Here is a 12,888-nt window from a genome sequence, read left to right on the forward strand (position 1 = left end):
ACCCGATGACGGCGTTCGCTCGGACGACACGTTCGGAAGAGAAAGATTCTCGGCGAGAGCAACGTCGGTGGAGTCCAGCCCGGCCTGAAGCTCGGGCGGCGTTTCTCGGTGCACCGTGCCCAAGAACGGTGTCGGTGGCTCTTGAAGTGCGGCGATACAGCGGAGTGTCCTCGACGGGAACGCCCTCACTAAATCGCAGCCGTCCTCCTGCAGTCCTCGCTCGACGAGGGCACCCATCTGCGGGTCGTCCTCGACGACGAGGATCCGGCGCATCAAAGCGCGCCGGAGGTGCCGAGCAGCGAACCGATCAGGAACGTCGCCGCGAGAGCGCCGCTGACGACGATGCGGATCATCGGCCTCAGCGCCGGACTGCCGCCGACCCGGGCGCTGAGGAACCCGGTCGCGGCGAGGGCGATCAGCACCACGGCGAACGTCACGGGAACCCTCAGCTCCGGCGGCGGGAGCAGGATCGCCAGCAGCGGCAGCACGGACTGATCCTTCGGCTTCGGCCGCGCCCAGTACGTCACCGGCGAGCTCGCTGCGCCCGGCAGCGCCTGAGCGGACGCGAGCTCCGCGGAGGACCCTCGGAACGGTCGGTATCGCCTCCGCGGCGGCGCGCTTCAGCTGTGCGTCGTGTTCGCCCGGATCTCCTCGACGGACAGCTCCGGCGCACCGCCCGCCGCAGCCGCCGGGTCCATCCAGACGAAGTCCCAGTGGTGGCCGTCGAGGTCGTCGAAGCTCTTCGAGTACATGAAACCGTGGTCCTGCTCGCCGGCCGGGGTCGCGCCCGCGGCGAGGGCCCTCCCGTGGAGGGTGTCGACCTCCTCCCTGCTGTCGGCGCTGAGGGCGAGCTGCACCTCGGTCGAGGTGGTGGCGTCGATGATCGGCTTGCTGGTGAACTCGGCGAAGAACTCCCGCGTGAGCAGCATCGCGGTGATCGTGTCGCTGATCACCACGCTGACGGCGTTCTCGTCGCTGAAGCCGTCGTTGATCGAGTAGCCGAGCGACTCGTAGAAGGCCCTCGCCCGGGCGAGATCGGCGACGGCCAGGTTGACGAAGAGCATGGTGGGCATCGGTGCACCGTTCCTGTCGGGTCGCCGGTGGCACGCCGCCGCCGGTCGTGACTGCATGATGATGACCGGCCGGCGGCGGTGTCAAGGAAGCGCCGTCGAGAAGGCGGCGGATGCCCGGTGCGGGGCGCCCGGGTGAGACTGCGGCGCGCGAGCGGGGAGCGGCTCATCGTCGTGAAGCCCTTTGGGAAGGGTCGTCACGGCTCCGCGTCCGCGCCAGTTCTGGTGGAAGCCGCGCCTGTACGGAGAAGGCTGTTGTTCCCTCGGCCGCTCGAACCTATGGTCGGCGATCGTGACCGCGGCGGCGGGGCTCCTCCTCCGTGACGGACCGCTCGGAAGGGTTGACCATGCGACGAAGCAGAACGTTCCACCTCTCGATCACCGCTGTGATCGCCTGCCTGACCGTCGGGACGGTCGCACCGGCCCCAGTCGCTCCTGCCGCCTCGACGAGTGTCCCGGTCGTCGTGAGCCGCGTCGACGGCATGTCCACGGGATTCCTCAGCGGTGTCGACGTCTCCTCCGTCCTCTCCCTCGAGGAGAGCGGGGTCGTCTTCCGCGAGAGGAGCGGCTCTCCGGCGGATCTCTTCGCCGTCCTCGCTGATGCGGGCGTCACGGCGGTCCGGGTCAGGGTGTGGAACGATCCGTTCGATGACCGCGGCCGAGGCTACGGCGGCGGGAACGTCGACGTCGGGCGAGCCGTCGAGGTCGGCAGACGCGCCACGGCTGCTGGACTGGGAGTGCTGGTCGACTTCCACTACTCCGACTTCTGGGCGGACCCCGGTCGTCAGCTGGCTCCGAAGTCGTGGGCCGGCTCGACGCCGGAGGCGACGGCAGCAGCCGTGCGAGGCTTCACGGTCAGCGCGCTGCGGAGGTTCGAGGACGCCGGCGTCGACGTGCGCGTCGTTCAGGTCGGAAACGAGACGAACACCGGGATGGCCGGCTACTCCCGCGACGCCACATCGATGGACGCCTCCCTCGCAGCGCTCTTCGCAGCGGGTGCTTCCGCCGTGCGGGAAGTGCTGCCGCATGCTCTGTCGCTCTGCACTTCACGAACCCGGAATCCGTCGGGCGGTACTCGGCGATCGCCGCGGGGCTCCACCGCTTCGGAGTCGACTACGACGTCTTCGCGAGCTCCTACTATCCGTACTGGCACGGCTCGACCGCGAACCTCACCGAGGTGCTGGCCCAGGTCTCACGGACCTACGGCAAGAAGGTGATGGTCGCCGAGACCTCGTGGCCATACACCCTGACGGACGGCGACGGGCATCCGAACGTCATCGCCACTGCTCCCTCTTCGAGCCGGTACCCGATCAGTGTGCAGGGCCAGGCGACGGCTCTCCGGGATGTCGTCGCAGCAGTGCGCGATGTCGGATCGACGGGCATCGGCGTCTTCTACTGGGAGCCGGCCTGGCTGCCCGTCGGTCCTCCATCGGCTCTCGCCGCGAACCGGTCGCTCTGGGAGCGCTTCGGCGCGGGATGGGCGACGAGCCGCGCCGCGGGCTACGACCCGGTCCACGTCGGCGGGAGTCACGGCGGATCGGCCTGGGACAACCAGGCCCTGTTCGCTGCGGACGGCCGTCCCCTTGAATCCCTGCGCACCTTCGAGTACCTTCGCGGCACCCGCGGTTCCCGCGAGGTCTCGACCTCGGAGTGAAGCAGGTGGTCGATCCTCAGTGGTCCCGCCGCACGACCCGGACGCCCTTCCCCGGAACGACCACGGTCCCGTCCACGGTGCTGCCGGTGATGAGCTCGAGCGTGCCGGGGCTCGCGACCGCCGCGTCCGTCTCGGCATGGTTGATCAGGAAGGTGAAGTCCGCGACGTCACCGTGGCGGACGACGACTTCGAGCCCTTCCACTGTCTCGGCGGGTGGAGTGATGCCGGCGTCCGTGAGCAGGGTGTCGACGAAGTCCGCGAGGTCGTCGCCCCGGAGCCGCGTGGATAGGTACCAGGCCGATCCGTCGCCGAGCACGTTGCGGGTGATCGCCGGTCCTCCGGCAGCTGGTCCGGTGGCGTACCGCGCTCTCTCGACCGCGCCCTCGAGGGCGATGTCGTCGGTCCAGCCGCTTCCTCGCGCTCCGGAGTCGAGCTCGACGACCTCGCCGTCGCGGAGCGGCAGGAACTCGGGGATCGAGAGGCCGAGGACCTCGCGAAGGGCGCCGGGGAAGCCGCCCTCGTGCACGGCGTCGTTCTCGTCGACGATCCCTGAGAAGTAGGAGGCGGCGAACGTGCCGCCGGCGCGGACGTACTCGGTCACGTTCGAGGACGACGTCCGGTCCATCAGGTAGAGCGAGGGGGCGAGGACGAGGCCGTAGCCGCTGAGATCGGAGTGGGGGTGGGCGAAGTCGACCGTGACACCGCGCTTCCAGAGCGCGGAGTAGAAGGCCTCGATCCGCTCGCGGTGATCGAGCTCGACCGAGGGCCGCCACTCCAGATCGTGCGCCCAGAAGGACTCGATGTCCCACAGGATCGCGACGCGAGTCCGGACGACGGAGCCGAGGACCGCTGAGAGGCGGTCGAGGTCGGCGCCGAACTCGACGACCTCCTTCCAGACCCGCGTCTGCGCCCCGGCGTGGGGGAGCATCGCGGAGTGGAACTTCTCGGCTCCGTACCGGGAGGCCCGGAACTGGAAGAAGAGGACCGCGTCGGCCCCGCGCGCGAGATGGCTCGCGGCGTTGCGTGCGAGCTCACCGGGGCGTTTCGCGATGTTGCGCGGCTGCCAGTTCACCGCCGACGTCGAGTGCTCCATGAGGATCCACGGACGCCCTCCGGCGAAAGATCGCGTGAGGTCGGCGTCCATCGCCAGCAGCACGTGGTTGTCGTGGCGCTCTGCGGCCAGGTAGTGGTCGTTCGAGACCAGGTCGACCTCGCTGCTCCATCTCCAGTAGTCGATCGAGGGGCAGTTGGTGGCCATGAAGTTCGTGGTGACCGGCTTGTCCGAGTAGCGCTTGATCGCGTCGCGCTCCGCCGTGAAGCAGGCGAGGAGCGCGTCCGAGGTGAAGCGGGCGAAATCGAGCCGCTGCGTCTGGTTCACGACGGTGGCCGCGACCCGTGGCGCGTCGATCTCGTCCCACTCCCCGTACACCTGGCCCCAGAAGAGCGTGCCCCACGCCGCGTTCAGAGCGCCGAGCGTCGCGTACTTCGCCTGCAGCCAGGCGCGGAAGGCCGCGACAGAGTAGTCGGAGTAGTCCTCGCTGACCGGAGCGCCGTACTCGTTGTGCACGTGCCAGAGGACCACCGCGGGATGCGCGGCGTAGCGCTGCGCGAGCTGCTCCGTGACGGCGACGGCCGCCGCCCGGTACTCGGGCGAGCTCGGGCTGACCATGCCGCGCGAGCCCCGGCCCAGGGTGACGCCCTCCCGGGTGACAGGGTGGGAGTCCGGGTACGCCTTCCAGAACCAGGCGGGCGGGACGGTCGTCGGGGTCGCGAGGTCGACATCGATCCCGGCGCCGTGCAGCAGATCGAGCAGCTCGTCGAGGAACCCGAAGTCGTACCGGCCCTCCTGCGGCTCGAGCAGTGCCCAGGAGAAGATCCCGACGCTGACGAGGTCGACGCCCGCCTCGCGCATCAGGGCGACGTCCTCCGCCCAGACCTCCCGCGGCCACTGCTCGGGGTTGTAGTCGCCTCCGTAACGCAGCCCCGGCCGCCCCGGGATCCACGGAGCCCGGGGGAGCGGACGCCCGTCGGCTCCGGGGAGCCGGTAGCGGAAGGCGGAGGGGGTGTCGCCGGTAGCGGTGGTCATGCGAGCTGTCTCCTTCGGCTGTGCGCGGTCCCAGTGTCGTGCCCTGGTGCGGGTGGCTGCGCCACTGTTGACAGGATCATACACGTATGGCTAACTGTAACCGCTCACAGGGCACGCCGCCGTCCTCCTCCCGAGCGGAGGCGCCGGGGATCGACAAACCAGCTTCTTCAAGGAGGACGAATGCACATCCCGTTCCGCAGGATCCGCTCCCTCGGCGCCGCCGCTGTCACCGGAGCGCTCCTGCTCACCGGTTGCTCCACCGGCTTCGACGACGGAGCCTCGGGCACTGTCGAGCTGACGTATTGGGCCTGGGCGCCGAACCTCGATCAGGTCGTCGACATCTGGAACGAGGACCACCCGGAGATCCAGGTCACCGTCAGCAAGCAGGACGGCGGCGACCCCGCCATCACCAAGCTGCTCACCGCCGTCAAGGCGGGCAGCGGAGCCCCCGATCTGGTTCAGGCCGAGTACCAGAAGATCCCCACCCTCGTCGCGGCGGATGCTCTGGCCGACATCTCCGACGAAGGCGCCGGCGATCTGGAGGGCAGCTTCTCCGACGGCACCTGGTCGGCCGTCACGCTCGGAGGTGATGCCGTCTACGCGATCCCCCAGGACTCGGGGCCGATGATGGCCTACTATCGCGCGGACATCCTCGAGAGCCTCGGCCTCGGCGTCCCGACGACGTGGGAGGAGTACGCCGCGGCCGCGGAGGCCGTCCACGCCTCCGACCCGGCCCGACACCTGGGCACCTTCTCCTCCAACGACGCGGGCTGGTTCGCCGGCCTCGCGCAGCAGGCCGGAGCCTCCTGGTGGTCGACGGACGACCGGAGCTGGGGCGTCGACATCGACGCCGGACCGACCGAGAAGGTCGCGGCCTACTGGGGAGAGCTCGTCGAATCCGGGGCGATCGGCAACACGCCGATGTACACGCCGGAGTGGAACGCAGGGTTGAACGACGGTTCGCAGGTCGGCTGGATCAGCGCCGTCTGGGCACCCGGCGTGCTCAGCGGCAACGCCCCCGACACGAAAGGCGCGTGGATCGCCGCAGCTCTGCCGCAGTGGGACGCCGCGAACCCCTCCAGCGGGAACTGGGGAGGAAGCACCACGGCAGTCACCAGTCAGACGAAGAAGACCGCGGCCGCTGCCGAGTTCGCGACCTGGCTGAACACGGATCCGGTGGCGGTCGCGGCACTCGCCGAGGTCGCGGGCGTCTACCCGGCGGCGACCGAGGCGGCGAGAGCAGCGCTCAGCAGCCCGCCCGACTTCTTCAGCACCCAGGGGGACTTCTCCGACATCGCCGCCGCCGCCTCCGAGTCGGTCGCTCCGTTCACCTACGGGCCGAACGTGAACGTCGCCTTCAGCGCGTACAACGACGAGTTCGCGAAGGCCGCCGCCGCGAGGACGCGGTCCGCCTTCGTCGACGCCGTGGCCGAGATGCAGCGGATCACCTCCGACGACCTCGTGAAGAGCGGCTTCTCCGTGGAGTGACCGGTGCGCGGCCCGCGTCCACCATCGGGCCGCGCGCCTCCCGGCGGCGAGGATCCGGCGCCGCTTCCCGACCGCTCTCGTTCCGAAGGACTCGGCATGGCTCCCCCACCCCTGACTCTCCCGACCGCGCCGCCGAGGAGAGGTCGACTCGGCACCGGCTTCCGCGCCCGAGTGCTCGCTCCCTATGCGATGCTCGCACCGGCGATCGTGCTCTTCGCCGCCTTCATGGCCGCGCCGATCCTCTACACCGTCATGCTCAGCTTCCAGAAGAAGCAGGCCGTTGGGCTCGGCCTGGGTTCCGGCGGCCGGAAGCAGGTCTTCGCCGGCATCGAGAACTACCTCGGGTCGCTCAGCGATCCGGAGTTCGGGGCCAGCGTCGGACGGGTGCTCCTCTACGGGCTCGTCCTCATCCCGTGCATGCTCGGTCTCGCGCTCCTCTTCGCTCTCCTCCTCGACGCGAGGCGGGCCCGTGCGGTCTCGTTCTCGAGGGTCTCGATCTTCCTGCCTTACGCCGTACCGGCCGTCATCTCCTCGCTGCTCTGGGGATTCCTCTACCTGCCGGCCGTCTCGCCTTTCGCGTACGTGATTGAGCGGCTGGGCGGGGAAGCCCCCGACATCCTGTCCTCCGGCGCCGTCGTCTTCGGGATCGCGAACATCGCGCTCTGGGGCGGCGTCGGATTCAACATGATCGTCATCCACACCGCCCTCCAGGCCATTCCCTCCGACGTCTACGAGGCGGCACGGATCGACGGGGCGAGCGATCTGCAGATCGCGCTGCGCATCAAGATCCCGATCGTCACCCCCGCTCTGGTGATGACGGCGCTCTTCTCGATGGTCGCAACTCTGCAGGTGTTCGCCGAGCCGACGACGCTGCGACCGCTGACCAACAGCCTCTCGACCTCCTGGTCCCCGCTGATGCTCGTCTACCGGGACGCGTTCACCCGCGACGACATCCACTCCGCCGCCGCGACCTCCGTCGTGATCGCGCTCGCCAGTTTCGCCGTCTCCTTCCTCTTCCTCCGGGTCGTGCAGAAGCGAGCCTTCGGACAGGAGGACTGATCCGTGCCCGGCATCCTTCAGCGGCCCCCCGCCCGCACCGTCGGGCGGACACGGTCCAGGACCGCACGCCGCGACCCCGATCGCGGACGTCCGGGCTGGATCGCGACGACGATCCTGCTGATCGGCGCCGTCTACTGCCTCTTCCCCGTGCTGTGGGTGGTGACGGCGTCCACGAAGAGCGGCGGCGAGCTCTTCTCCACCTTCACGCTCGCGCCCGGCTCGCATCTGATCGACAACGTGGTCGCTCTCGCGCAGTACCGGGGAGGTCTGTTCTGGCGCTGGATGCTGAACACCGCGCTCTACGCGGGCGTCGGTGCAGTGGCCTCTACCTGGGTATCGGCACTGTCGGGATACGTGCTCGCGAAGTTCGACTTCCCAGGCAGGAAGGGCGTCTTCGCCGTCCTGCTGATGGGCGTCCTCGTCCCCGGCGTGATCCTCGCGATCCCTCAGTACTTCCTGCTGGCCGAGGTGGGGCTGACCAACTCGTTCTGGGGAGTGCTGCTGCCGCAGATCATCAGCCCCTACGGCATCTACCTCGCGCGGATCTACGCCGCGGCCGCCGTGCCGACGGAGGTCATCGAGGCCGCCCGGACCGACGGCGCCCGGGAGATGGGGATCTTCACCCGGATCGCCGTTCCGATGCTCCTGCCGGGGCTGGTGACGATCTTCCTCTTCCAGTTCGTCGCGATCTGGAACAACTTCATGCTGCCGTACATCATGCTCGGCGACGACTCGCTCTTCCCGCTCACGGTCGGCCTGAACGGGCTGCTCAACCAGGGCGCCTCCGCGCCGGCGCTCTACACGCTGGTCATCACCGGGGCACTCCTCTCGATCCTGCCGCTGATCGCGATGTTCCTCGTCCTGCAGCGGTTCTGGCGGGTCGACCTGGCGGCCGGGGCGGTGAAGTGACGCGGATGCCTTCGCGCGGAAGAGGCGGGACGCCCTCACGCCCCACGATTCAGGACGTCGCTGTCGAGGCCGGTGTCTCGCGCGGGACGGTCTCGCGCGTGCTGAACGGCGGAAGATGGGTCAGCCCCGAAGCGCACGCGCGAGTGGAGGCGGCGATCACGAGGACCGGCTACCGCGCCAATCCCCACGCCCGGAGCCTGTCCCGCAGCCGCACCGACACGGTGGCCTTCCTCCTCACGGAGGACGCGCGCTCGCTCTTCGAGGATCCGAACTTCGCCACTCTGCTCCGAGGCGCCTCAGCCGCACTCGCGGAGCACGACGTCGCCCTCGTCCTCATCCTCGCGGGGACGGAGCACGAGCAGAGGCGAGCCCTCGCCTACATCGACGCGGGCCACGTCGACGGGGTCCTGCTCATCTCCGCCCACGTCGGCGCACGGCTGCTCACGGACATCCAGAGATCCTCAGTGCCGGCCATCGCCTGCGGCGTGCCGGTCGGCTACGAGAAGCGCATGGGCTACGTCGCCGCCGACGACGAGGAGGGAGCGCGGGAGATGGTCGCTCATCTGCGGAGCCTCGGACGCTCGCGCATCGCCACGATCGCCGGACCGCCCGACACTACGGGAGGGATCGCGCGGCTCGCGGGCTACCGCGCGGAGGTGGGCGGTGCGGAGGCGGTGGAGTTCGGCGACTACGGACGGGCCGGTGGGGCCACTGCGATGGAGGCGCTTCTCGCCGCGCATCCCGACATCGACGCCGTCTTCGCCGCCAACGACCGCATGGCAGCAGGCGCTATCGACGCACTCGCCCGGCTCGGCAAGCGTGTGCCGGAGGACGTCGCCGTCGGCGGATTCGACGATTCGGCCGTCGCCCTCACGACGGACCCGCCGCTGACGACCATGCGGCAGCCCTTCGAGCGGATCAGCGCGGAGATGGTCCGCCTCCTCCTGCAGGCGATCGAGGGGGAGCGCCCGGCTGCCATCACCCTGCCTACGGACCTGGTGAGGCGCGGGTCGACCCAGCCCGGCGTGAGCCCCTGACGACGGCGGTGCCGGTCTGGGCCTCGCGATCACCCGGGCGATCCTCGCCCGGGCAGGCGGGACCGTCACCGTCTCGACGTCGTTCACCCGGCCCGCCGGGGGCCGGTCTTCACGGCGACCCTCTCGGTACCGGCCTGACGGCGACTGCCGGCAGCGGTCATCATGGGAGGCGTGCGCCGGTGGTCGGGTCCGACACCGCAGCACGGGCAGGAGGGAGCGGGAGTGGTCCGGACCCTCGTCCTCACCGCCGTCGCGGCAGCCCTCCTCGCCGCCGCCTGGCACGCGATCGGACCCTCGCGCCCGGTCTTCGCCGTGGTCGCGCAGATGGTCCTCACCGGCTGGGCGGCACTGACCTTCGGTGCGCGCACCCGTCCGCTCGAGCAGTCCTGGTTCGACGTGGGCCGCCGTGAGCCGACGGTGCTGCGGGCGCTCGGGGTCGGCGTCTTCGGTCGGCTGCTCGACGTCGTCGGGTGGAACCGCCTCGTCACCCGCGAGCGCGGCTTCGACGGCACGCGCGCGGGGCTGGCCGCTCTCGATCAGCACACCCGCCGCTCCGAGGCGGTGCACGTCGCGTGCACGGCCGTCGGAGTCGCGCTCGCCCTCGCCGCGACAGTCACGGGTGCGACGGGCGGCGCGGCCTGGCTGCTCGGGTCGACGATCGCCGTTCAGCTCTACCCCGCGCTGCTGCAGCGGCTGGTGCGGGCGCGCATCCAGCGGGCGGGGCGGGCGGCGCGAGGTGCGCTTCACGTCGCGGACGCGGGAGACAGCGCCGCCGGCGGCGGACCGTCCACGGCTCCGGAAGGGCGGTGATCACGGGGTGCCCGACGCGCCGCGATCGTCACCGGGATCGGCCAGGGGATGGCGGCGCGCGAGGACATCGCGAGCCACGTCGGGCGGATCGCGCCGGTCGTGCTCCGCCGCCGTCAGCAGGAGAGCGAGGGCCGTGTCGGCGGGGACCCGCTGCGCTGCGCTGATGAATCCGACGGCCTGCAGCACGGCGATCGTCCCCGGCGTGAGCGGGGCGCGGGACGCCGCCCAGCGACGGACCTCGGCGTCGTCCGTGTCCCCGGTCAGAGCGTCGGCCAGGGGGCGTGGAGGGAGGCCATGGGCGGGCCGGTCAGTGTCCGAAGCCGTGCTCGAGCTCGACGTCGAAGGTGATGTCGTCCTCGCTCGGCTGCACGGGGAACACTCCCGTGAGCGCCCTGGTGCGTTCGCGGATGCGGGCGACCTCGGCCGTGTTGTCCGGCTCGGGGAGATCGGAGGGAGTGGTCTCGGCGACCAGGGCGGCGCCGGCGTTGAGCAGGAACACCGCCTGCACGGTGCCGCCGTCGCCGCCGATGCCGGTGTACTCCACGCGGTCCGCCGTGCTGCTCGCGGCGAGGGCGACGCCGTACTCGACCAGAGCGTCCGCCGCGTCGTCTCCGACCAGCATCGTCTTGTTCGCGAAGAGGAGATGCTTCATGCCCCCAGCGTGCGCAGCGCCGAGGCCGACGGGGGAGAGACTTGACAGCTCCTGGGGCGGTCGACAGACGCGACCGCGGCACCCGGTGAGGCCCGGTCGCGCCGGTCCCGATCTGCTTCGTGCCGTCCAGGGGCGAAGCCGCTCGCACGGCTCCGCCCGTGCGAGCCGAGGCGGTCGCGCCCGTCGTCGTCGACGTCGCCGAGACGGCATCCGTGGCGTCGGCCGTCCTCTGAGCGACTGCAGATGAGCGCCTTCAGGCCGATCGCTCGGCGGTCAGGCCGACGAGCGACCCTCGGGACGCGAGGAGCCGGCCTGGGCAGGACGAGCAGCCCTGGCGGGGCGTAGGAGTTCCCGAGGAGCAGTCGCACCCACTCCGCGCTGATCACGGGTGGTCGCCCGCCGTGGTACGTGAACCGCAGCGCGATGGCCGGATGCAGCCAGAGCGACGTCTTGCCGCTGCCGGCGCTGACGGAGGAAGAGGTCTTCCGTTGACGGACGGCCCGCTCACTCCAGGTCGGCTTGTACCGTCGACCCGCCCGCCTTCGGTGCGAGTCAGCTCCGGAGGGGAGAGCCTGCTGCGTCGAAGCGGTAGCCGCCGAAGGCGCCGCTGAGCAGCGGGCGCGCCGTCGCGATCGCGGCCTGGACCCGGGGGAGGGCGAGGGAGGCCCGATGCGCCTCGGCGCTCTCCCACAGCTCGACGACGAAGACGGTGTCGGGCTGCTCGTCGTCGACCCCGACCTCGTAGAGCAGGCAGCCGGCGTCGACGAGGTCGTCGTTGTGCTCGGTGAGGACGGCGACGAGCTCGTCGCGTCCGCCGGGGACGGCCCCGAGGGTGCCGACGTTCACGAAGGTCATGCCGCGAGGGTACCGCCGAGGACACCGGCGGCGGGTGGCCGTCTCGCCGGTCGGAGTGCGGTCGGGACGTCACGCTGGACGGAGTCGCCGTGCTCCCGCCTGCGAACCGCAGACCGGTCGCGCTCGGCCCGACGCCACGCCCGCTCGGGAGGATCGCGTCGTGAGAGAGGATCCCCGGTGGTCTCCGCGATCCCCGTCGGGTCCCACCGGCCAGGCATGGGCGTGCTCGGACCGACGGAGTGCGCCCGATCAGCCGGCGGGCCTGCTGAACAGATTGACGACGTTCCCGTCCGGGTCGCGGACGAGGGCGGAGCGGTTGCCCCACGGCATGGTGCTCGGCGGGAGCACCACGTCCTCGCTCCGGGGTGCGAGCTCGGCGAAGGCGCGGTCGACGTCGGCCACCTCGAACTCGAGCAGGACGGAGCGGTTCGACGCGGGGACGACGGCGCCGTCGAGCATCGCGACCGTCGAGGTGCGGGCGATCGCGAGGGTCGCGCCCGCTCCGGTGAACTGCGCGAAGACCGGCGCCGGGCGCTCGGCCGGTCGGCCGACGACCTGCTCGTAGAAGGCGACGAGGCCGTCGAGGTCGTCGGTGACGATGCGGAGGGAGGTGAACGACATGGGGCTCCTTCAGGGCCGGGATGAGGTGATGGCACCAGGCTCGCCGGTCGTCGCGACACCGTCCTGTCGGTGTTTCCGAAGATCGTCCGCGACTCCGCGAGGTCCGCGGCGGCCGTCCCCGGGGCGGGTCAGTCGTCGACGACGGACCGCAGCCGTCCGTACTGGAGCGCGAGGTCCTCGGCTCGCAGGGTGCGCTGCGGAGGCCGCTGGTCGGTCACCTCGACCGACAGCATCCGGTCGCCGCGGAACGCCCTGACCCCCTCCCGCAGCCGGCACCACGCGATCAGGTACCAGTGCTCCTCCTTCCCGATCGAGCCGAGCGGTTCGACGTCGCGGACCGACTCCGCGCCGCTGCTGTCGCGGTAGCGCAGCCGGACGACACGATCCGCTTGGAGGGCCGTCGCGAACTCCGCCGGGACGACCGCCTCCTCCTCGCTCTCGAGGAAGTGCACCCGGGAGGCGACCGCGCCGGCGCGGGCGGCCACGTCGTCCGGCAGGACCGCGAGCGTCTTCCGGGCAGCGGTCCTGGCTGCCTGCCGGAACGGACTGCGCTGCAGCAGGCGGGTCTGCCGATCTGGGCGGAGCCCGGCCGCACGGGCGGCTACGTCATCGACGCGTCCGCGACCCTCGGGCCGGCCGGATTCACG

General features: G+C 70.8%; 13 protein-coding genes and 1 pseudogene. 6 read left to right on the forward strand and 8 right to left on the reverse strand.

Annotation, left to right across the window (positions count from 1 at the left end):
- Positions 1 to 272 precede the first annotated feature (272 nt).
- Both C5C33_RS07105 and C5C33_RS07110 read right to left on the reverse strand, forming a co-directional pair.
- Positions 273 to 488 carry a VIT1/CCC1 transporter family protein gene (locus C5C33_RS07105; RefSeq protein ID WP_104260785.1) on the reverse strand — a complete coding sequence of 72 codons (216 nt, stop codon included), beginning with the start codon at positions 486 to 488 and terminating at the stop codon, positions 273 to 275.
- Between the two features lie 132 nt (positions 489 to 620).
- Positions 621 to 1,073: a VOC family protein gene (locus C5C33_RS07110; RefSeq protein ID WP_104260786.1), complete on the reverse strand. Its 453-nt coding sequence runs from the start codon at positions 1,071 to 1,073 to the stop codon at positions 621 to 623.
- A 479-nt stretch (positions 1,074 to 1,552) separates the two neighbouring features.
- Here C5C33_RS07110 and C5C33_RS07115 point away from each other — a divergent pair.
- Positions 1,553 to 2,724, forward strand: a pseudogene (locus tag C5C33_RS07115) (glycosyl hydrolase 53 family protein).
- Positions 2,725 to 2,740: 16 nt separating this feature from the next.
- Here the strand turns inward: C5C33_RS07115 and C5C33_RS07120 are convergent.
- Positions 2,741 to 4,810 carry a beta-galactosidase gene (locus C5C33_RS07120; protein WP_104260787.1) on the reverse strand — a complete coding sequence of 690 codons (2,070 nt, stop codon included), beginning with the start codon at positions 4,808 to 4,810 and terminating at the stop codon, positions 2,741 to 2,743.
- A 180-nt stretch (positions 4,811 to 4,990) separates the two neighbouring features.
- Between C5C33_RS07120 and C5C33_RS07125 the strand changes: the two genes are divergently transcribed.
- The 5 genes from C5C33_RS07125 (at position 4,991) to C5C33_RS07145 (ending at position 10,113) form a co-directional block, all read left to right on the forward strand.
- Positions 4,991 to 6,298, forward strand: coding sequence for an ABC transporter substrate-binding protein (locus tag C5C33_RS07125; RefSeq protein ID WP_104260788.1), 1,308 nt, complete (start codon positions 4,991 to 4,993; stop codon positions 6,296 to 6,298).
- 96 nt (positions 6,299 to 6,394) lie between these two features.
- On the forward strand, positions 6,395 to 7,357 hold the full coding sequence (locus C5C33_RS07130; protein ID WP_104223278.1) for a carbohydrate ABC transporter permease: 963 nt from the start codon (positions 6,395 to 6,397) through the stop codon (positions 7,355 to 7,357).
- Between the two features lie 99 nt (positions 7,358 to 7,456).
- Complete coding sequence (locus tag C5C33_RS07135; protein WP_258062243.1) at positions 7,457 to 8,266, forward strand: carbohydrate ABC transporter permease; 810 nt, start codon at positions 7,457 to 7,459, stop codon at positions 8,264 to 8,266.
- Positions 8,267 to 8,271: 5 nt separating this feature from the next.
- Positions 8,272 to 9,303, forward strand: coding sequence for a LacI family DNA-binding transcriptional regulator (locus C5C33_RS07140; RefSeq protein WP_104223277.1), 1,032 nt, complete (start codon positions 8,272 to 8,274; stop codon positions 9,301 to 9,303).
- Between the two features lie 222 nt (positions 9,304 to 9,525).
- Entirely contained in the window at positions 9,526 to 10,113 is a 588-nt protein-coding gene (locus C5C33_RS07145) for a hypothetical protein (protein WP_104260789.1), read from the forward strand.
- Here C5C33_RS07145 and C5C33_RS07150 read toward each other — a convergent pair whose 3' ends face one another.
- The 5 genes from C5C33_RS07150 to C5C33_RS07170 all read right to left on the reverse strand — a co-directional run.
- Complete coding sequence (locus tag C5C33_RS07150) at positions 10,114 to 10,299, reverse strand: hypothetical protein (RefSeq protein ID WP_104260790.1); 186 nt, start codon at positions 10,297 to 10,299, stop codon at positions 10,114 to 10,116.
- 121 nt (positions 10,300 to 10,420) lie between these two features.
- Positions 10,421 to 10,765, reverse strand: a complete 345-nt coding sequence (locus tag C5C33_RS07155; protein ID WP_104260791.1) for a hypothetical protein — start codon at positions 10,763 to 10,765, stop codon at positions 10,421 to 10,423.
- Positions 10,766 to 11,317: 552 nt separating this feature from the next.
- On the reverse strand, positions 11,318 to 11,620 hold the full coding sequence (locus C5C33_RS07160) for a putative quinol monooxygenase (RefSeq protein WP_104260792.1): 303 nt from the start codon (positions 11,618 to 11,620) through the stop codon (positions 11,318 to 11,320).
- 249 nt (positions 11,621 to 11,869) lie between these two features.
- Positions 11,870 to 12,241 carry a VOC family protein gene (locus C5C33_RS07165; protein ID WP_104233974.1) on the reverse strand — a complete coding sequence of 124 codons (372 nt, stop codon included), beginning with the start codon at positions 12,239 to 12,241 and terminating at the stop codon, positions 11,870 to 11,872.
- A 128-nt stretch (positions 12,242 to 12,369) separates the two neighbouring features.
- The coding region (locus C5C33_RS07170) for a YafY family protein (protein ID WP_146085760.1) at positions 12,370 to 12,888 on the reverse strand (519 nt) is incomplete at its 5' end.

It is taken from the genome of Rathayibacter sp. AY1H3, assembly GCF_002932015.1.

Coding starts and splice junctions, on each gene's coding strand:
- C5C33_RS07130 (WP_104223278.1), top strand. CDS start 6,395: ATGGCTCCCCCACCCCTGACTCTCCCGACCGCGCCGCCGAGGAGAGGT.
- C5C33_RS07160 (WP_104260792.1), bottom strand. CDS start 11,620: ATGACCTTCGTGAACGTCGGCACCCTCGGGGCCGTCCCCGGCGGACGC.
- C5C33_RS07140 (WP_104223277.1), top strand. CDS start 8,272: ATGCCTTCGCGCGGAAGAGGCGGGACGCCCTCACGCCCCACGATTCAG.
- C5C33_RS07125 (WP_104260788.1), top strand. CDS start 4,991: ATGCACATCCCGTTCCGCAGGATCCGCTCCCTCGGCGCCGCCGCTGTC.
- C5C33_RS07120 (WP_104260787.1), bottom strand. CDS start 4,810: ATGACCACCGCTACCGGCGACACCCCCTCCGCCTTCCGCTACCGGCTC.
- C5C33_RS07155 (WP_104260791.1), bottom strand. CDS start 10,765: ATGAAGCATCTCCTCTTCGCGAACAAGACGATGCTGGTCGGAGACGAC.
- C5C33_RS07110 (WP_104260786.1), bottom strand. CDS start 1,073: ATGCCCACCATGCTCTTCGTCAACCTGGCCGTCGCCGATCTCGCCCGG.
- C5C33_RS07165 (WP_104233974.1), bottom strand. CDS start 12,241: ATGTCGTTCACCTCCCTCCGCATCGTCACCGACGACCTCGACGGCCTC.